The organism is Lelliottia sp. RD5 (assembly GCF_056032945.1).
Window position 1 is genome coordinate 416,382 of record NZ_JBVYHQ010000003.1, and the last position, 19,490, is coordinate 435,871.

The 19,490-nt window shown below is 52.9% G+C and carries 14 protein-coding genes; 11 read left to right on the top strand and 3 right to left on the bottom strand.

Features of this window, described 5'->3' with window-relative positions:
- Window positions 1-318: 318 nt before the first annotated feature.
- Window positions 319-1,671 (bottom strand): molecular chaperone, encoded by a 1,353-nt coding sequence (gene yegD / locus AC0LWE_RS12900; protein ID WP_219347593.1) that lies wholly within the window; start codon window positions 1,669-1,671, stop codon window positions 319-321.
- Between the two features lie 133 nt (window positions 1,672-1,804).
- Here yegD and alkA point away from each other — a divergent pair, with 133 nt between their 5' ends.
- Window positions 1,805-2,665, top strand: a complete 861-nt coding sequence (alkA, locus tag AC0LWE_RS12905; protein WP_219347594.1) for a DNA-3-methyladenine glycosylase 2 — start codon at window positions 1,805-1,807, stop codon at window positions 2,663-2,665.
- A gap of 10 nt (window positions 2,666-2,675) precedes the next feature.
- Here the strand turns inward: alkA and AC0LWE_RS12910 are convergent, their stop codons facing one another.
- Entirely contained in the window at window positions 2,676-6,005 is a 3,330-nt protein-coding gene (locus tag AC0LWE_RS12910) for a diguanylate cyclase (RefSeq protein WP_474265528.1), read from the bottom strand.
- Between the two features lie 343 nt (window positions 6,006-6,348).
- Between AC0LWE_RS12910 and udk the strand changes: the two genes are divergently transcribed.
- The 3 genes from udk to asmA all read left to right on the top strand — a co-directional run bounded on the left by udk (window position 6,349) and on the right by asmA (window position 9,536).
- On the top strand, window positions 6,349-6,990 hold the full coding sequence (gene udk, locus AC0LWE_RS12915) for a uridine kinase (protein ID WP_015959679.1): 642 nt from the start codon (window positions 6,349-6,351) through the stop codon (window positions 6,988-6,990).
- 91 nt (window positions 6,991-7,081) lie between these two features.
- Window positions 7,082-7,663, top strand: a complete 582-nt coding sequence (dcd, locus tag AC0LWE_RS12920; protein ID WP_059179530.1) for a dCTP deaminase — start codon at window positions 7,082-7,084, stop codon at window positions 7,661-7,663.
- Between the two features lie 25 nt (window positions 7,664-7,688).
- Window positions 7,689-9,536, top strand: a complete 1,848-nt coding sequence (gene asmA, locus AC0LWE_RS12925; protein ID WP_219347595.1) for an outer membrane assembly protein AsmA — start codon at window positions 7,689-7,691, stop codon at window positions 9,534-9,536.
- Window positions 9,537-9,579: 43 nt separating this feature from the next.
- Here asmA and AC0LWE_RS12930 read toward each other — a convergent pair whose 3' ends face one another.
- On the bottom strand, window positions 9,580-11,163 hold the full coding sequence (locus tag AC0LWE_RS12930) for a TerC family protein (protein WP_059179532.1): 1,584 nt from the start codon (window positions 11,161-11,163) through the stop codon (window positions 9,580-9,582).
- Window positions 11,164-11,856: 693 nt separating this feature from the next.
- On the opposite strand from AC0LWE_RS12930, the gene AC0LWE_RS12935 reads away from it, so the two are divergent.
- The 7 genes from AC0LWE_RS12935 to wcaD all read left to right on the top strand — a co-directional run bounded on the left by AC0LWE_RS12935 (window position 11,857) and on the right by wcaD (window position 19,486).
- Window positions 11,857-12,996, top strand: a complete 1,140-nt coding sequence (locus tag AC0LWE_RS12935; protein ID WP_059179533.1) for a polysaccharide export protein — start codon at window positions 11,857-11,859, stop codon at window positions 12,994-12,996.
- A 5-nt stretch (window positions 12,997-13,001) separates the two neighbouring features.
- Window positions 13,002-13,445, top strand: coding sequence for a low molecular weight protein-tyrosine-phosphatase Wzb (gene wzb, locus AC0LWE_RS12940; protein ID WP_059179534.1), 444 nt, complete (start codon window positions 13,002-13,004; stop codon window positions 13,443-13,445).
- 2 nt (window positions 13,446-13,447) lie between these two features.
- Entirely contained in the window at window positions 13,448-15,610 is a 2,163-nt protein-coding gene (gene wzc, locus AC0LWE_RS12945; protein ID WP_219347596.1) for a tyrosine-protein kinase Wzc, read from the top strand.
- 133 nt (window positions 15,611-15,743) lie between these two features.
- Entirely contained in the window at window positions 15,744-16,586 is an 843-nt protein-coding gene (gene wcaA / locus AC0LWE_RS12950; protein WP_219347597.1) for a colanic acid biosynthesis glycosyltransferase WcaA, read from the top strand.
- 2 nt (window positions 16,587-16,588) lie between these two features.
- Window positions 16,589-17,077, top strand: a complete 489-nt coding sequence (gene wcaB, locus AC0LWE_RS12955; RefSeq protein WP_096759587.1) for a colanic acid biosynthesis acetyltransferase WcaB — start codon at window positions 16,589-16,591, stop codon at window positions 17,075-17,077.
- Complete coding sequence (gene wcaC / locus AC0LWE_RS12960) at window positions 17,074-18,291, top strand: colanic acid biosynthesis glycosyltransferase WcaC (protein WP_219347598.1); 1,218 nt, start codon at window positions 17,074-17,076, stop codon at window positions 18,289-18,291. The genes wcaB and wcaC overlap by 4 nt, the downstream gene beginning before the upstream one ends.
- Window positions 18,266-19,486 (top strand): colanic acid polymerase WcaD, encoded by a 1,221-nt coding sequence (gene wcaD, locus AC0LWE_RS12965; protein ID WP_131488705.1) that lies wholly within the window; start codon window positions 18,266-18,268, stop codon window positions 19,484-19,486. The genes wcaC and wcaD overlap by 26 nt, the downstream gene beginning before the upstream one ends.
- The last annotated feature ends 4 nt before the right edge of the window (window positions 19,487-19,490 follow it).

Below are 19,490 nucleotides of genomic sequence, written 5' to 3' on the forward strand. Positions count from 1 at the left end.
ACAGTTGCACTTGTGAACGTGCCAGGGTGGCTCAATCGCCACCACCCTGGCGACCCCGGCTCCCGGCAAGAAAATCGCCGCAAGGCGGTGCCCTCGATTTATTCCCTTTGGCTTCGGGTCGGGCGCGATGCAGCGTCCCTGCAAGTCGCGCCCTCTCGGCGCATCCATGCGCCTCTCCCCGGCCGCCGGGAAACATCTCGGCGATTTTCAGCCGGACTAGGGCCTCGCTTCGAAACTCTCGAATTCTGTGACGATTCGATGGCTATAGCTATAGGGGTTCTCTCTCCCTGTAGGAGGGGAGAGAGCAATCCGCTACGCTTAACTAAACATCACCTTCGCCCAGCGCGCCAGTCCGGCGGTCACCGAGCCAAAATCATCACCCCCCGCAATCGGAATGCCAGGCAGCTGTTCCGCCAGCGCTTTTTTGATCAACGGTGAACGGGCGCTACCGCCGGTCAAATAGATAACGTCAGGCTTCTCGTTGCCGTTTTCCAGCGCCAGCTGCACCTGTTCCAGAATGCGTTGTAGCGGCTGAGACAGCGCGGTTTCGAGCCCGTGCTGCGAAATCGCAGTGGCCAGTTCATCACCGATAAACGGCAGCGTGACGGCGTGTTCTGGTGCTTCAGAGAGCGCAATTTTGCTCTCTTCGGCGCTACGTACTACGCGATAGCTCAGACGCTGACGCCAGACTTTGTGCAGCAGCGCCACTTTGTCACCGTCCTGCGCGTCACGCATCAGATCGTTCAGGAAACGGCCGTTGGCGGTGCTGTAGAAGTCACTCTGCGCCGGGACGTCGTTAATGGCGACGGCATTCCACCACGGCAGAATAGGCAGTGCGGTGCCTTTTTCGGTCTGTCCGCCCATGCCGAGCAGCGGCATCAGGCTCTTAAACGCCAGCGCGATATCCAGGTCGTTACCACCCACGCGGCAACCGCTGTGGCCTAACAGACTGTTTTCACGATCGCGGCGCGTGTGCCATTCAGGGCCCATCAGCAGCAGCGAACAGTCGGTGGTCCCGCCACCGATATCGACGACCAGCACGCGTTTTTCTTCACGCAGCGTGGCTTCAAAATCCAGACCGGCAGCAACCGGCTCATACTGGAACACCACGTCACGGAAACCGGCGCGATGCGCAGCACGCTCAAGAATACCCTGCGCCTGATGGTTAGCGTCATCGCCGCCCAGGCCCTGGAAGTTGATGGGGCGTCCGATCACCGCCTGCGTAATTGCATCCGTCACCTGCGTTTGCGCCTGTTGACGGATGTGCAGCATCATGGCGCAGACCAGATCTTCAAACAACGCGACCTGCTGGGGCTTGAGTCCACTGGCACCGAGAAAGGATTTTGGCGATTTCACGAAGTAAACTTCTTCCGGATCGTCGATGTACTGGCCCAACGAGGCTAATCCGAACTGGACGCTCGACGGCGTTACATCAATATCTTCTTCGCGGTTGAAATTCACGGCACGACGCAGCAGCGCCTGGGTTTCCGTAGCGGTGGCAGGCACCTGATGATGACGATACAGCCATTCGCTCACCGCCTCACGCGTCGGTGCGCACAGCATCGACGGCAGCAGGGTACTCTCTTTTTCCATTTTCAGCAGACGTGGCCGATCGTTGTCCATCACTGCCACTGAGCAGTTTGCCGTACCGTAGTCAAATCCAATAAACACTGACGAAATCCCCATGCCGTTGAGAAGGGGCGAGACTTTAGCGAAATGTTACGCTCGCGACAACTGGAATATGAAAGCAAGGCAGCGCACAGAAAGACGGTTTATGCTGAGGAGCAGATGAAAAGGAGCAGCGATGTATACCCTGAACTGGAAACCACCTTATGACTGGCAATGGATGTTTGGATTTCTGAGTGCGCGTGCGGTGGCGGGCATCGAAACCGTCACTGAGGAGTATTACGAACGCAGTTTCGCCTGTGACGGGCATCAGGGGGTGTTTCGCGTCGTCCCTGATATTAACAGATGTACGTTGCGCGTTACGCTCAGCGAAGGGCTAATTCCCGTCGCAGACGAGTGTCTTGAGCGCATCGATCGCCTGTTCGACCTCGGCTGCCATCCGCAGGAAATCGCCGCGACGTTAGGCGACCTGGGCGCGGCGCGGCCCGGATTACGTCTACCCGGCTCAATGGATGCCTTTGAACAGGGCGTGCGGGCGATTCTTGGCCAGCTGGTGAGCGTATCGATGGCGGCAAAGCTGGCGTCGCGAGTTGTAGCGTTGTGTGGTGAACCGCTAAACGATTTCCCTCAATACCGTTGTTTCCCGACGGCCGCGGCTCTTGCTGGTGCCGATCCGCTGGCGCTAAAGGCATTAGGGATGCCCGTTAAGCGCGCAGAATCGCTGATTCATCTGGCACAATCGGTGGTCGAGGGGACATTTCCGCTGCGACCGCCGGAGGATATTGACGCGGGAGTAAAGGCGCTGCAAACCCGTCCGGGGATAGGGCGCTGGACGGCGAACTATCTGGCGCTACGCGGCTGGCAGGCGAAAGACGTATTTTTACCGGATGATTATCTGATTAAACAGCGTTTTGCCGGTATGACCCCGGCGCAGATTCGCCGCTACGCCCAGCGCTGGCAGCCCTGGCGTTCCTATGCATTGCTGCATATCTGGTACACCGACGGCTGGATGCCAGACGTGCAAATGCCCGATGCGTAAGGGCTGGGGTCTAGTTGATCGCGAAATAGCTGGTATTGAGCAGCAGCTCTAACGGGCGCGGCTCGGCAATACAGTCGCCGTAGATATAATCGATACCAATCCCGGAAAGCGTATCCATCATCAAGGGCTGGTTACTCGGCCCGGCGATGGTTTTCATGCCGAGTCGTTGGGCGTGGCCCTGAATGATAGACACCATCATTTCGTCCATCAGATTACCGTGAACGTTGGTGACGAGTTCAGGATCCAACAACAGATAATCCGCCATGTGCGGGATGAGATGGTTGAATACATCCATGTTGCGCCCGACGTGACACAGCACAATTCGGCATCCCGCCAGACGGAGTTTTTGTAATCCATTCTGAATGTTTATGTCCTGGTTCTGCAGGGTTTCTACCGGGATAACCAAGTGCAGCAAGCGCCCCTGCAAAGGACTTTTCTCCAGTAAATCGAGCAGTTCGCTTACAAGCGTCGTGCTGGATAGCCCTTCAGCAGAGAGCGGCAGCGCCACGCCCATTCCTTTGGTGGCGACCTGGCTTGCGTAGGTACGGAAAAAGGTCTGGAAGATCCGGCGATCCAACGCATGTAACAGATCCGGCTCCATCAAACCAGAGCGGAACGCCTGTTCTTCCACGACGTCGCCCTGGCTGGTCCACAGTCGCAGGGAGATGAGCCAGAAGTTGCTGCTTTCCGGGATGCGTGGGGAGGCCACGCTACGGCCCGTCATCAGCAGCTGGTTGTCTTTGATCATATGCCACTGCTCATCCAGCGACATCATGCCCCGCGCGCTATGAATACGTTCCTGCTGCGGCTCATACACCGTTACCACGCCACGGCCGTTATTCTTCGACGCATAGCAGGCGATATCGGCCTGAGACATCACGTCCGCAGCCTGATAGTTGGTGTCATCAAGCAGCGTAATCCCGGCGCTGGCACCGATACGATGCAGACGACCTTCCCACATAAACTGGTAATCATTGATGGCGTGAATGATGCGCCCGGCAATGTAGCGCGAACTTTCAACGTTGCAGTCCGGAAGCAGCAAACCAAATTCATCGCCACCCAGACGTGCTAATACGTCGCTGGAGCGCAGCATGCTGAGCATCAGCGAGGAGAGCTCGCGCAGCAGCGCATCGCCCGCGGCGTGCCCTGCGGTATCGTTCACCGCTTTGAAGCGATCGAGATCGATAAACACCAGAGCGTGGCGTTGATGCGTGTCATGAACGGTTTGCAGCAGGCGCTTTAAATGGCTTTCAAAACTGACGCGGTTTGCGAGGTGAGTGAGACCATCATGCGAGGCGCTGTAGCTGAGCTGGCGCAGCATTTTACGCGATTCGGTGACATCCTGAATGACCAGCACGGAACCGATGTTTTGCCCGTCCAGCGTGCTTAATGGCGTGATACTGTAATGAATATCGAACGTTCCTCCGGTGCGGCTGTGCAGCACCACATCCTGATTAATGTCGGAACGTGACATATCGCCGCTGTGAATATTTTCCATCGGCGGACCGTTTTCGCTGAACGTGATGTGTAACACGCTCAAAATCGGCTGACCCATCGCTTCCTGTTGCGTCCAGCCGCTCATTTTCTCTGCGACGGGGTTCATAAAGGTGACGTGCATATCGACATCGGTACAGAGCACGGCTTCACCGATGGAGTCGAGCGTGATGTGCAGACGCTCTTTTTCCTGGAACAACGCTTCGTTAAGTTCCTTAACTTCAGTCATGTCCATATTAATGCCGAGCAGTCGTTCGACTTCACCTTGTTTATTGAGAACCCGATTAGCCAAAGCACGGATATGACGAACGCCTTCTTTCACGCGGATGCGGAACTCAAGCTTAAAGGGCACTCTGGCCATCAGAGAATCGCGAATAACCTGCTCGGCGTAAGCGCGATCTTCGGGAATAATGCTGTCGTTCCAGAGTTGCCAGGTCGGCTTAATGTGCGCCGGAATTTCATACATCTCGAACATGCGTTTGTCCCAACTGATCACGTCAGGCTGCAGGTCCCATTCCCAGATGCCAATGCCACCGGCTTCGTTCGCCAGCGTAATACGCTCCATCAGGCGCTTATTCACCCATTCGGTGTGTTTAAGGTCATTAATGTCTTCAATTTGCGCAATAAAATAGAGCGGCGATCCGTCCGTATGACGCACAACCGATACGGTCAGCAGCGCCCACACGACTTCGCCGTTACGGGTGTAATAGCGTTTCTCCAGTGAGTAGCTGTTGATGTCACCGCGCGCCAGTTGCTCCAGACTCTCAAGATCGATATGTAAATCTTCAGGCCAGGTCAATTGTTGAAACGTGAGGGATTGCAGCTCGGTCTGGGAATAGCCAAGAAATTCACAAAGGGCTTTGTTGGTCTGTAGCCATTGGCCATCGATCCCGACCAGCGCCATGCCAATCGCCGAATATTCCATGGCGTTGCGAAAACGTTCTTCGCTTTCGGTAATGTGCTTACGTTCGGCCCGAAAGGCGTACATCACCATGGTCATGACGTTCGCGGGAAGCAGCATCATCAGGAACGGTAGCCAGGGCGCATTCAGCATGACACCGGTATTTTGGGTGGTCATGGGGGTCGGATTGGTCGCCATCATCAGCGACACCATCATCACCGTGATCAAAAAAACGAGGAAGGCTTCAAGCCGCGGGAGGCGCACAGCACTCCACATCAGCAATACGATGACGCAGGTAAACGGCCAGGGAAGGAACGTAATCGCAATCCAACACAGCACCAGCGTGACCGCCAGGGTGACGAGCGTTTCAAGCAGCAGTTTTGGGTTGCGATGGCGCAGTAAATAGTGCGGTTTAAACAGCAGTCCTAGCGGGACAAGCGCCAGCGCACCGATAGATTCCGATAATACCCACACCAAAAAGTTACGCAGTGGCTCCTCGCTGGGAACCAGAAGCCAGGCCAGAACGCCACCCAGCAACGGCGGGATCGCGGCGCCGCCGATCGCCAGACGTATCCAGTCGCCAAGATTTTTTAAAGGATTGTACCAGGGCAACATTTTACGCAGCAGAAGCGCGCCCACACATGCTTCGATAGCATTTATCGTGGGATACCAGAAGTTAATCGCTTCCCAGGAGAACAATAAGCCTGAAGCGACAATATTCCCCAGTGAACAGGCCAGGGCAATACCCGGCCACATTTTCCCTGCATGGCGATAAAACGCAACCATCATGATAGAGGTCGGGAACCACAGCGGTGCCAGCAACGTTCCGAATCGAGTCAGTTCGAGCGAGAAAAGGGTAAAGATGAACGTTACCAGACCGAGACTGACAAGCCGTAGGGCTGGATGTGGGGTAGTAACCAAAACGCGCTGGTATTGTTTATTCATTACCGCTTTATCCAGGGACGCCATGCCGCCAGGAACCAGGTCCGGACGAGTTGAAATTTGAATTTGGATTATGCTAGTACAAACAATTTACAATTCATATGCCGACTGCTCATAATTTGTCATCATAGAGTTATTAAATACTTAGTCAGCAGAAATTTCTTCATGAATGCGTTAAAATTGACCATCAAAATTTGCGTCAGGGAGAAATGAGCGACTTTGGAATGACTCACGCATTAGCTGCGCTTACGACTAGTATCACGCAAGCGAAATCCCTATAATTGCGGCGTTTGACGCTCCGGCGTCGTCCTTCCTTTACATCCAGGTTAATCAGGTCGCTAAATTTATGACTGATAAGTCCCATCAGTGCGTCATTATCGGCATCGCCGGCGCATCGGCTTCAGGTAAAAGTCTTATTGCCAGTACGCTTTATCGTGAACTGCGCGATCAGGTTGGTGATGAACACATCGGCGTCATTCCCGAAGACAGCTATTACAAAGATCAATCGCATCTGTCGATGGAAGAGCGTGTAAAAACCAACTACGACCATCCCAATGCCATGGATCACAGTCTGTTGTTCCAGCATTTACAAATGATCAAAAACGGCACGCCTATTGATCTCCCGGTCTACAGCTACGTTGATCACACGCGTACGCAAGACACGATTCACATCGAACCGAAAAAGGTCATCATTCTGGAAGGGATCTTGTTGCTGACCGACGCGCGCCTGCGCGAAGCGATGAACTTCTCCATTTTTGTCGATACACCGCTGGATATTTGTCTGATGCGCCGTATCAAACGTGATGTCAACGAGCGTGGCCGTTCGATGGATTCCGTCATGGCGCAATATCAAAAAACGGTACGGCCGATGTTCCTGCAATTTATCGAACCGTCTAAACAATACGCCGATATCATCGTGCCGCGTGGGGGTAAAAACCGCATTGCCATCGATATTCTGAAAGCGAAAATCAGTCAGTTTTTTGAATAATTCGCGCAAATTGTGTACCGTTCGGAACTAACCTGATACGCCCTGAAGCCAGTATGGCTTCAGGTTTTGATGCACGAAAGGAGAAAGTGGCATGCGTCTTTGTGACCGTGATATAGAAGCCTGGCTGGACGAAGGCCGTCTGTCTATCACCCCGCGTCCACCCGTGGAGCGAATTAACGGCGTGACCGTTGATGTGCGTCTGGGCAATAAATTCCGCACGTTTAGTGGTCATACCGCTGCCTATATCGATTTGAGCGGGCCGAAAGACGAAGTCAGCGCCGCGCTTGATCGTGTGATGAGTGACGAAATCGTGCTGGAAGAAGGTGAAGCCTTTTATCTGCATCCCGGCGAACTGGCGCTGGCGGTCACGTTTGAATCCGTCACATTGCCTGCTGATTTGGTTGGCTGGCTCGATGGGCGTTCTTCACTGGCGCGGCTGGGATTGATGGTTCACGTCACCGCACACCGTATCGATCCAGGTTGGTCAGGTCATATTGTATTGGAGTTTTTCAACGCCGGGAAACTGCCTCTGGCATTACGTCCCGGAATGATGATCGGTGCGCTGAGCTTCGAGCCGTTAACCGGCCCGGCCGATCGTCCTTATAACCGCCGGCAGGATGCAAAGTATCGCGATCAGCAGGGTGCGGTTGCCAGTCGTATCGATAAAGACTGAAATTAGGCCGTTCACCGAGGATGCCATGAGAAGAGTTCTTACGACGCTGATGATTTTGCTGGTGGTGGTCGTCGCTGGCCTGTCGGCGTTAGTTCTGCTGGTTAACCCCAATGATTTCCGCAGCTATATGGTGCGGCAGGTCGAAGCACGAAGCGGGTATGAACTGAAGCTGGATGGGTCACTTCGCTGGCACGTTTGGCCGCAGCTCAGCATTCTGTCCGGGCGGATGTCGTTGACAGCGCCTGGTGCCTCCGTTCCTCTGGTCACTGCAGACAATATGCGCCTCGATGTGGCCTTAATGCCGCTGCTGTCGCATCAGCTGCAGGTGGAGCAGGTGATGCTGAAAGGCGCGGTCATTCAACTTACGCCGCAAACCGAAGCGGTTCGAAAAGAGAATGCGCCGGTCGCGCCGCATGAAAATTCGTTACCTGACGTCGCTGAAGATGCCGGTTGGTCGTTTGATATCGCTAATCTGAAGGTGGTGGACAGCATTCTGGTGTTCCAGCATGAGAGTGAAGAGCAGGTCACACTGCGTAATATCAACCTCAAAATGGAACAGGATCAACACCATGTGGCGACAGTTGATTTTTCAGGGCGCATAAACCGAAATCAGCGCGACTTGACGTTGTCGATGAATGCAAACGTCAATGCGTCCGACTATCCGCATCAGCTTACAGCGGATATCACCCAGCTCAACTGGCAGCTGTCCGGTGTTGATTTGCCTACCCAGGGGATTACCGGGCAGGGCAGTTTGCAGGGGATTTGGCGCGAAGATCGCAAGCAGCTTGAACTGAATAATCTTAACCTGCAAGCCAACGACAGTGCCCTGAAAGGGCGCGCTAGCGTCGTGCTGAGTGAACAGCCGAAATGGGTCTTTGATCTCCAGTTTGACAAGCTGAATCTGGAGAATCTATTGGCGCCTCAACCTGTCGCTACCGACGATAAAGCGGTGCAGCAGGGGCAAAATCAGTCTACACAAACGCGTCCTGTTATTGCCTCGAATGTCGATCAACCGGACTATAACGGGCTGCGCAGCTTCACCGCGGATATCCAGCTTAAAGCCAACGCTGTGCGCTGGCGTGGTATGGATTTCACCAATGTCAGTAGCCAGATGCTTAACCATAATGGCCTGCTGGTTATCTCCGCACTGAGTGGTCAAATGGGCGCGGGGCATATTTCGCTGCCGGGTATTCTGGATGTGCGTAAGGGCATGGCGAAAGCCGAGTTCCAGCCACGTCTGGACAACATTGAGATCGGTTCAATCCTCAATGCCTTCAATTATCCTATCGCGTTAACCGGCAATCTGACGATGGCGGGTGATTTTTCCGGCGATAAAATTGATGCTGAAGCATTCCGGCGCAGCTGGCAGGGAACGGCACACATTGACCTGACCAATACTCGCATGGAAGGCCTGAATTTCCAGCAGCTGGTGCAGCAGGCTGTCGAACGCAGCAGTAGCGTCAAAGCCACTGAAAATTATGACAGCGCGACGCGGCTTGATAGCTTCACGGCCGATCTGACGCTGAATGACGGCCAGTTGAAGCTTGACGAGATGAAGGGGCAATCTTCACTTCTGGACCTGACGGGTGCAGGCACCATGGATCTGGTGCAAGAGACGACGGACACGCGTTTCAACGTCCGCGTGTTGTCCGGTTGGGAAGGGGAGGGCAAGCTGATCGACTTCCTGAAAGAAACGCCTATTCCACTCAACGTTTACGGAAAATGGCAGGAGCTAAACTACAGCCTCCAGGTTGACCAGATTCTGCGTAAACATCTGCAAGATGAAGCGAAGCGTCGTCTGAATGACTGGGCGGACAAAAACAAGGATTCGCAAAACGGCAAGGACGTGAAGAAGCTGATCGATAAGCTTTGATCTCTAGCCTGGCAAGCGCGATAAACGCTTGCCCGGCTCTGTTTTACACTTCGTAATCTAAATCATCTTCCCCGCGCAGGGGTATCAACTGCACTTTTAGTACGCGATGGCTTTCGACCTGTAGCGTCTTCAACACGTAATCGCCCACCTGGACCTCTTCGCCCGGCTTCGGAATACGCTGTAGGTATTCCATCAACAATCCGGCAATGGTGTGATATTCACGTTTCTCATCCAGCGGCAGGGGAACATACTGCACCAGATCTTCCAGCGGCATATGGCCGTTAGCCGTCCAGGATCCGTCAGCGTTTTTCTGAATGTCGTGCCGCGCATCTATCTCATCGATTTCGTTCGGTAAATTCCCCGCGATGGTTTCCATCACGTCACTGAGGGTGACCAGACCTTCGACAGAACCAAATTCATCCACCACAAAGGCAAAGTGGGTTCGGGCATTACGGAACTGCTCAAGCGCTGACAGCAGTGGCAAGGTTTCCGGGAAAACCAGCGGTTGACGGACAAGCACGCGTAAATCCAGCGGATCGCCGCGCAAAGATTGTTGCAGCAGGTCAATGATGTGCACCACGCCGAGCAAATCGTCTTCTTCATCGCCGCCTGTGACGACTACACGGGTATGCTGATTCTTATCCAGCAGCGCCCGTATCTGCGCCTCTGGTGAGTTAAGGTCGATATGCTCGATGTCGTGGCGCGACGTCATGATGCTGCTGACGGAGCGCTGATTCAGATTCAATACCCGCTCAATCATCCGTCGTTCTTGCGGGTTAAAAATCTGGCTGTCGTCGTGATCGGCAAGCAGCGAAGCGGATTCGGCGTCGAGTTCGGCATCTTCTTTTTTACCGCTCAACAGGCGCAAAACCGTCTCGGCAGTGCGCTGACGCAATGTCTGATTTGCGGACAGGAATCGGCGTCGATTGAAAATCGCCAACTGATTCAGCGTCTCAATAATGACCGAGAACCCAATCGCCGCGTACAGATAACCTTTAGGAATGGAGAAACCGAAACCATCTGCCACCAGGCTAAAACCAATCATCAGCAGAAAACTCAGACACAGAATGACAATGGTTGGATGGCTGTTCACAAAACGGGTCAGCGCTTTGCTCGCCATGACCATCAGGGTGATGGCGATAATCACGGCGGCCATCATCACCGCCAAGTGATCGACCATGCCCACGGCGGTAATCACGGAATCCAGGGAGAAGACCGCGTCGAGGACCACGATTTGCGCCACGACCGGCCAGAACTTTGCGCCGCGCCGTTGGGTGGGATTATCACTGTCTTTCCCTTCCAGTCGTTCATTCAGTTCGACCGTGGCTTTAAACAGCAGGAACAGCCCACCGAACAGCATGATCAGATCGCGCGCGCTGAAGCTTAAGTCGTGGAAGGTAAAAAGGGGTTTGGTCAGCGTGACCATCCAGGAGATAGAGGCCAGCAGCAGCAGGCGCATCACCATCGCCAACAGCAAACCGGTTACGCGTGCGCGGTCGCGCTGCGCCGGAGGCAATTTATCGGCCAGTATGGCGATAAACACCAGATTATCGATGCCCAGGACTAATTCGATGACAACAAGCGTCACCAGCCCGGCCCAGATTGACGGATCGGCAATCCATTCCATAGTAATTGCAGTACCTTTAGTTATATGACAGTTGTCACACTTCGATCATGGATAATGTGGGCGGAAATTGCAATGCCGGGTTGAGATTTCTCTTAATCGATGCGGGGAAATACCTCATGGTAATAACCGTATTATTTCTGTTGGGAAGTTTAAATTTCTATTTGTGGTAATAATTAGGAAATATCGCACCAGCTAATTTAAGATTGCTATAAGTCAATATGAAGAAATTCCTAAAACCACGAAAGTTTGCGCTTAATATTATTCTTAAAAACGAATATTAGGGCGGATGTCTCCTTGCCTGATATTAGGTTAGCTGCAACAATTCCCGCAGCATCAAATGCTAAATCTTCTTGTTGCTATTTTTGTACTGGTCTTCGGGGCTGAATTTCAATTCGGTCTGGCTGCTAAATGTGCCGGGTATATATATCCGCGGAAACCAGTTTTAAGAGGGTGTCTATCCATAACACATTGTTTCGTCAGTGGATTGGTAACTGAAAGCCAAGGGCGGTAGCGTGCCTGAAAGCGTGTGAATCAGCCTCGATTATTCTGTCAATAGCCAGTGGGTGAATAAGTTTTTTTTAGGAATGATGCCAGTTATATTTCTTTTTGATTAACTGCATTCTGAATGCCAAAACGATCCGCGCTTATTTAAATTGCACAGGATAATTACTCTGCCAAAGTGATAAATAATCAATGATGAAATCCAAAATGAAATTGATGCCATTATTGGTGTCTGTGACCTTGATGAGTGGTTGTACGGTCTTTCCCGGCAGCAATATGTCAACAGTGGGCAAGGATGTGATCAAGCAACAGGATGCTGATTTTGATCTCGACAAAATGGTGAATGTTTATCCATTAACGCCGCGTCTTGTCGAACAATTACGCCCGCGTCCCAACGTGGCGCAACCAAATATGTCTCTGGACCAGGAAATTGCGAGCTACCAATACCGCGTAGGTCCGGGCGATGTCGTCAGCGTGACCGTCTGGGATCACCCTGAACTGACTACCCCTGCCGGACAATATCGTAGTTCAAGCGACACCGGTAACTGGGTCCAGCCAGATGGCACGATGTTCTATCCCTATATCGGCAAAGTTCACGTCGTTGGGAAAACGCTCGCAGAAATTCGTAGTGATATTACCGGCCGCTTAGCGACGTACATCGCCGATCCGCAGGTAGACGTTAATATCGCCGCGTTCCGTTCGCAAAAAGCCTATGTGTCCGGAGAAGTCAATAAATCGGGCCAGCAGGCGATCACTAACGTACCGCTGACGATTCTGGATGCGATTAACACGGCGGGCGGTCTGACCGATGCCGCTGACTGGCGCAACGTGGTGCTGACGCACGACGGTAAAGAAGAGCGCATTTCGCTCCAGGCGCTCATGCAGAACGGCGATCTGAGCCAAAACCGTTTGCTCTATCCGGGCGACATCCTGTTTGTTCCGCGCAATGACGATCTGAAAGTGTTCGTGATGGGCGAAGTGAAGAAACAAACCACGCTCAAAATGGACTTCAGCGGCATGACCCTGACCGAAGCGCTGGGCAATGCGGAAGGCCTCGACATGACGGCGTCTAACGCCAGCGGCATCTTCGTTATCCGTCCGCTGAAAGGCGAGGGCAGTGCCAAAGGCAAAATTGCCAACATCTACCAGCTCGATATGTCCGATGCGACGTCTCTGGTTATGGCAACCGAGTTCCGCCTCCAGCCATACGATGTGGTGTACGTCACCACGGCACCGGTTGCCCGCTGGAACCGTCTGATCAACCAGTTGCTGCCAACCATCAGTGGCGTCCGCTACATGACGGATACGGCGCGCAACATTCATACCTGGTAATCGCGATGTTTAACAAAATTCTGGTGGTGTGCGTGGGGAACATTTGCCGTTCCCCCACGGCTGAACGGCTGCTGAAAAATTACCAGCCCAATCTGATCGTGGAATCAGCAGGGCTGGGGGCGCTCGTCGGTAAAGGGGCTGATGAGCGCGCAACGAACGTGGCGCAGGAACATGACCTCTCCCTCGACGGGCACGTTGCCCGTCAGGTTTCGGGCCGGATGTGTCGGGATTACGACCTGATCCTGGCGATGGAAAAACGCCATATCCATGCGCTGTGTGAACTCGCTCCGGAGATGCGCGGCAAAGTGATGCTGTTTGGTCACTGGGACGGTGAACGCGAAATTCCCGATCCGTATCGTAAAAGCCGTGAGGCCTTTGAGGCGGTTTATACCTTACTTGACCAGTCTGCCCAACAGTGGGCGCAGGCACTGAAAGCTCAGCAGGGATAACAATGACAGAAAAAACAAAACCTTCTGCCGCCCCGATTTCGGGCAGTGATGAAATAGATATTGGTCGTCTGGTTGGGACGGTCGTTGAGGCGAAATGGTGGGTGCTGGGCATTACCGCAGTATTTGCGTTAGCCGCCGTGATTTACACCCTGTTTGCGACGCCAATCTATAGCGCCGATGCGCTGGTACAAATTGAGCAGAACTCGGGCAACTCACTGGTTCAGGATATCGGCTCGGCGCTGGCGAATAAACCACCGGCGTCGGACGCTGAAATTCAGCTTATTCAGTCGCGTCTGGTGCTCGGCAAAACCGTTGACGATCTCGATCTCGACATCGGTGTCACCAAAGATACTTTCCCGATATTTGGTGCCGGCTGGGACAGGCTGATGGGCCGTCAAAATGAAATGGTCAAAGTGACCACCTTTGAACTGCCAAAAGGGGCGGGCGATCAGGTCTTCACGCTTGAAGTTCTTGGGCCAAAACAGTACCAGCTCACCAGCGACGCCGGGTTCAGCGCGCGTGGCGAAGTGGGACAGATGCTGACCAAAAACGGCGTGACCATGATGGTGAGCGACATCAAGGCGGCTGAGGGCGGCAAATTCACCGTCTCCAAATTCTCGATGCTGGGGATGATCAACAATCTGCAGGGCAATCTCACCGTCACGGAAAATGGTAAGGACACGGGTGTCCTGAGCATGACCTTTACCGGTGAAGATAAAGATAAGATCCGCGACATTCTGAACAGCATTACCCGTAATTATCTTGAGCAAAACGTCGAGCGTAAGTCAGCAGAGGCGGCAAAAAGCCTTGCCTTCCTGGCAAAACAGCTCCCGGAAGTGCGCGCGCATCTTGATGAAGCTGAAAACAAGCTGAACGCCTATCGTCAGGATAAAGATTCGGTCGATCTGCCGCTGGAGGCGAAATCCGTCCTCGACTCGATGGTCAACATCGACGCGCAGCTGAATGAGCTGACGTTCAAAGAAGCGGAAATTTCGAAGCTCTACACCAAACGTCACCCGGCGTATCGCACGCTGCTGGAAAAACGTCAGGCGCTGGAAGATGAGAAATCAAAACTCAATAACCGCGTAACGGCAATGCCAAAAACCCAGCAGGAAATTGTGCGTCTGACCCGCGATGTGGAATCCGGCCAGCAGGTGTACATGCAGCTGTTGAACAAACAGCAGGAGCTGAAGATCACCGAAGCCAGTACCGTTGGCGATGTCCGTATCGTTGACCCGGCGATCACCCAACCGGGCGTGCTCAAACCGAAAAAAGCACTGATCGTTCTGGGCAGCATTATTCTCGGCCTGATGCTGTCGATTATGGGCGTGCTGCTGCGTTCCCTGTTCAATCGCGGAATCGAAAGCCCACAGGTGCTCGAAGAGAATGGGATCAGCGTTTACGCCAGCATCCCGCTGTCGGAATGGCAGAAATCGCGTGATAGCGTCAAAACCGTTAAAGGGGTTAAACGCTACAAACAGAGTCAACTCCTGGCCGTGGGGAATCCAACGGACCTGGCGATTGAAGCGGTGCGTAGCCTGCGAACCAGCCTGCACTTCGCCATGATGCAGGCCAAAAATAACGTCCTGATGATGACGGGTGTCAGTCCATCGATTGGTAAAACCTTCGTCTGCGCCAACCTGGCGGCGGTGGTGAGTCAAACCAATAAACGCGTGCTGCTGATCGACTGCGATATGCGTAAGGGCTATACCCACGAACTGTTGGGGACCAACAACGTCAACGGCCTGTCTGAGATTCTGCTCGGCAAAGGCGAGATTGAGCAGTGCGCCAAGCCGACGTCGATTACTAACTTTGACCTTGTGCCGCGCGGTCAGGTGCCACCCAATCCTTCCGAACTGCTGATGAGCGAGCGTTTCACTCAACTGATTGCGTGGGCGAGCAAACATTACGATCTCGTCCTGATTGATACCCCGCCGATTCTGGCCGTGACCGATGCCGCCGTGGTGGGTCGCCATGCTGGCACCACGCTGATGGTGGCCCGTTATGCGGTCAACACGCTGAAGGAAGTGGAAACCAGCCTGAATCGCTTCGAGCAGAACGGCATCGAGGTGAAAGGGGTGATTCTGAACTCCATCTTCCGCCGTGCGACGGGATACCAGGATTACGGGTATTACGAGTACGAGTACAAGTCCGACAGTAAATAACCGCCTGCCTCTCACCGTTACCCTCTGCTCATAAGAAGAGGGTGACAGCGCGATACGTCTTTTCCGCCCTCGCCCCTTGTGGAGAGGGTAGGGATGCAGGGCAAGTAATAAAAACAGCCATTCGGGGAAGAAAATGACAACACAACGCCCTTTGATCTCCATTTATATGCCGACCTGGAATCGTCAGCAGTTGGCGATCCGCGCGATTAAATCGGTATTACGTCAGGACTACGACAACTGGGAAATGATCATCGTCGATGACTGCTCTTCGTCTTATGAGCAGCTGCAGAAGTTCGTTGAAGAGCTGGGCGATACGCGGGTCAAATATGTTCACAATAACGTGAATTCCGGTGCGTGCGCGGTGCGAAACCAGGCGATTCTGCAATCTACTGGCGAGTTCATCACGGGTATTGATGATGATGATGAATGGACGCCAAACCGCTTGTCCATTTTCCTGGCGCATAAGCATCAGCTGGTGACGCATGCCTTTTTGTACGCCAATGACTATATCTGCGAGGGTGAAGTCTACTCCCAACCGGCGAGCCTGCCGTTGTACCCAAAATCACCGTACTCTCGCCGCCTGTTCTACAAGCGCAACATTATTGGCAACCAGGTCTTTACCTGGGCGTGGCGTTTTAAAGAGTGTCTGTTTGATACCGAACTGAAAGCCGCGCAGGATTACGACATTTTCCTGCGCATGGTGGTGGAATATGGCGAACCGTGGAAAGTGGACGACGCCACGCAAATTCTGCATATCAATCACGGCGAGATGCAAATCACCTCGTCGCCAAAGAAATTCTCTGGCTACTTCCATTTTTACCGCAAGCACAAAGACAAGTTTGACCGTGCCAGCCGGAAATATCAGCTTTTTACGCTGTATCAGATCCGCAACAAGCGCATGAACTGGCGCACGCTGCTGACGCTCTTTTCCGTGCGCAACACCAAGCGTCTGGCTGATGGGCTGCGGGGGAAATAATGATTCTGGAAGATTTCCGCGCCAACAGCTGGAGCCTGCGCCCGTGCTGCATGGTTCTGGCGTACCGCATTGCGCATTTTTGCTCCGTCTGGCGCAAAAAAAATGTCCTCAATAATCTGTGGGCGGCACCGATTCTGGTGCTGTATCGCATTATCACCGAGTGCCTGTTTGGTTACGAAATTCAGGCCGCAGCCACTATCGGGCGACGCTTTACCATTCATCATGGTTATGCCGTGGTGATCAATAAATTTGTCGTCGCGGGTGATGATTTCACGATTCGTCACGGCGTGACCATCGGCAACCGTGGTCCGGCGAGTCTGGCGTGCCCGGTGATTGGCAACAATGTCGAACTGGGCGCAAACGTCGTCATGATCGGTGAAATTACCGTGGGGAATAACGTCACTATCGGCGCGGGCAGCGTGGTGCTGGACAGCATTCCTGATAACGCGCTTGTCACCGGTGAAAAAGCCCGTGTGAAGGTCATCAAATGAATATTCTGCAATTTAACGTTCGCCTGGCAGAAGGCGGGGCGGCTGGCGTCGCGCTGGATCTGCATCAACGCGCGCTGCAGAAAGGTCTGCAGTCACGTTTTGTCTACGGCTATGGCAAAGGTGGTAAAAAAAGCGTCAGTCATGATGATTATCCGCAGGTCTTAAAGCAGACGCCGCGCCTGACGTCCATTGCGAACATCGCGCTGTTCCGTCTGTTTAACCGCGATCTGTTTGGCAATCTCAACAGTCTTTATCGTACCGTGACCCGCACCAGCGGGCCGGTGGTACTGCATTTCCACGTATTGCACAGCTACTGGCTCAATCTGGAAGAGGTGGTGGCATTTTGCGAGAACGTGCAGGCGCACAAACCGGACACTACATTCGTGTGGACCTTACACGATCACTGGAGCGTCACCGGGCGCTGCGCATTTACCGACGGCTGTGAAGGCTGGAAAACACACTGCCAGAAATGTCCGACACTTTCTAACTATCCCCCGGTGAAAGTGGATCGCGCGCACAAGCTGGTGGCCGGCAAACGCCAGCTGTTCCGCGACATGCTGGCGCTGGGGTGTACGTTTATCTCGCCAAGCCAACACGTCGCCGATGCGTTTAATAGTCTGTACGGCCCGGGCCGTTGCCAGATCATTAACAACGGTATTGATGTGGCGACAGAAGAAATTCTGGCAGAGCTCACGCCGGTGGCGGTGACGCCCGGTAAACCGAAAATCGCCGTGGTGGCCCACGATCTGCGCTACGACGGGAAAACCAATCAGCAGCTGGTGCGCGACATGATGGCGCTCGGTGACAAAATTGAGCTGCATACCTTCGGTAAATTCTCACCGTTTGAAGGCGCTAACGTCACAAACCACGGATTCGAAACGGACAAGCGCAAGCTGATGAGCGCCCTGAACGGAATGGATGCTCTGGTATTCAGTTCGCGCGTGGATAACTATCCGCTGATTTTGTGCGAAGCGTTGTCCATTGGCGTGCCGGTCATTGCGACTCACAGCGATGCGGCACGCGAAGTACTGGAAAAATCGGGCGGAAAAACCTTCAGCGAAGAGGCGGTTTTACCGCTGGTGCAACAATCCAAGGCAGACATCGCGGAGGCGGTTTTTGGCACTGACCTGGAATCGTTCCGCAACCGCAGCCGTAAAGCGTACAGCGGCCAACAGATGCTGGAGGAGTATGTCTCGTTCTATCAGAATCTGTAGTTATCTGCTGCTTCCGCTTATCTACCTGCTGGTCAACGTCAAAATTGCCCAGCTCGGCGAAAGCTTCCCGATAACCATCGTCACCTTCTTGCCCGTTTTGCTGTTGCTGTACGTTGAGAAAATCAGCCTTAAGAAGCTGATGATTGCACTGGGATTAGGTTTTGGCTTAACGGCCTTCAACTATCTTTTTGGTCAGTCGCTGGACGCGAGCAAATACGTTACCTCTACCATGCTGTTTGTCTATATCGTGATTATTATCGGCATGGTGTGGAGTATTCGCTTTAAAACAATTTCTCCGCACAATTATAGGAAAATCCTTAGGTTCTTTTATATTGCCGTGACGTTCATTGTTGTGCTTGCTGCATTAGAAATGGCGCAAATTATTTTGACCGGCGGCAGTAGCCTGATGGAAATAATTTCGAAATATCTGATTTACAGTAATAGCTATGTTCTGAATTTCATTAAATTTGGTGGCAAGCGAACCACGGCGCTTTATTTTGAACCGGCATTTTTTGCTCTGGCATTAATCTCAATTTGGCTGAGCATCAAACAGTTTGGTATCAAAACCCCCAAGACCGATGCTATGATTCTTGCAGGGATTGTTCTGTCAGGCTCATTCTCTGGGGTAATGACGTTTATCCTGTTTTACCTGCTTGAATGGGCATTTCAGTATCTGAACAAAGACGCGATCAAGAAAAAACTACCGTTAGCAATAATTTCGTTAACCGTATTTTTAGTGGGTATTGTTTTTGCATTTCCCTACATCGCCACGCGTCTGGGTGATTTAGGCACGGAAGGCTCGTCATCTTATTATCGAATTATTGGGCCGCTGGTGATGGTTGGGTATTCTTTAACCCATATCGATGGCGTAGTCAGATTTGGCTCACTTTATGAATATGTTGCATCATTCGGAATCTTTAACGGTGCGGACGTCGGTAAAACCATAGACAATGGTCTGTATCTGCTGATTATTTATTTCTCATGGTTCGCAGTGCTGTTAACGCTGTGGTACATGTTTAAAGTTTTCAAAATGATGATCAATGCCTTTGGCGATAATCAAAACTTTCGTGTGCAGCTTTATCTTTTTACGCCGGTGTCGCTGTTTTTTACCGGGTCAATATTTAGCCCGGAATATGCGTTCTTAATTGTGTGTCCGTTTATTTTGCGTAAAGCGCTCAATATTACGCAGTCATGACAAA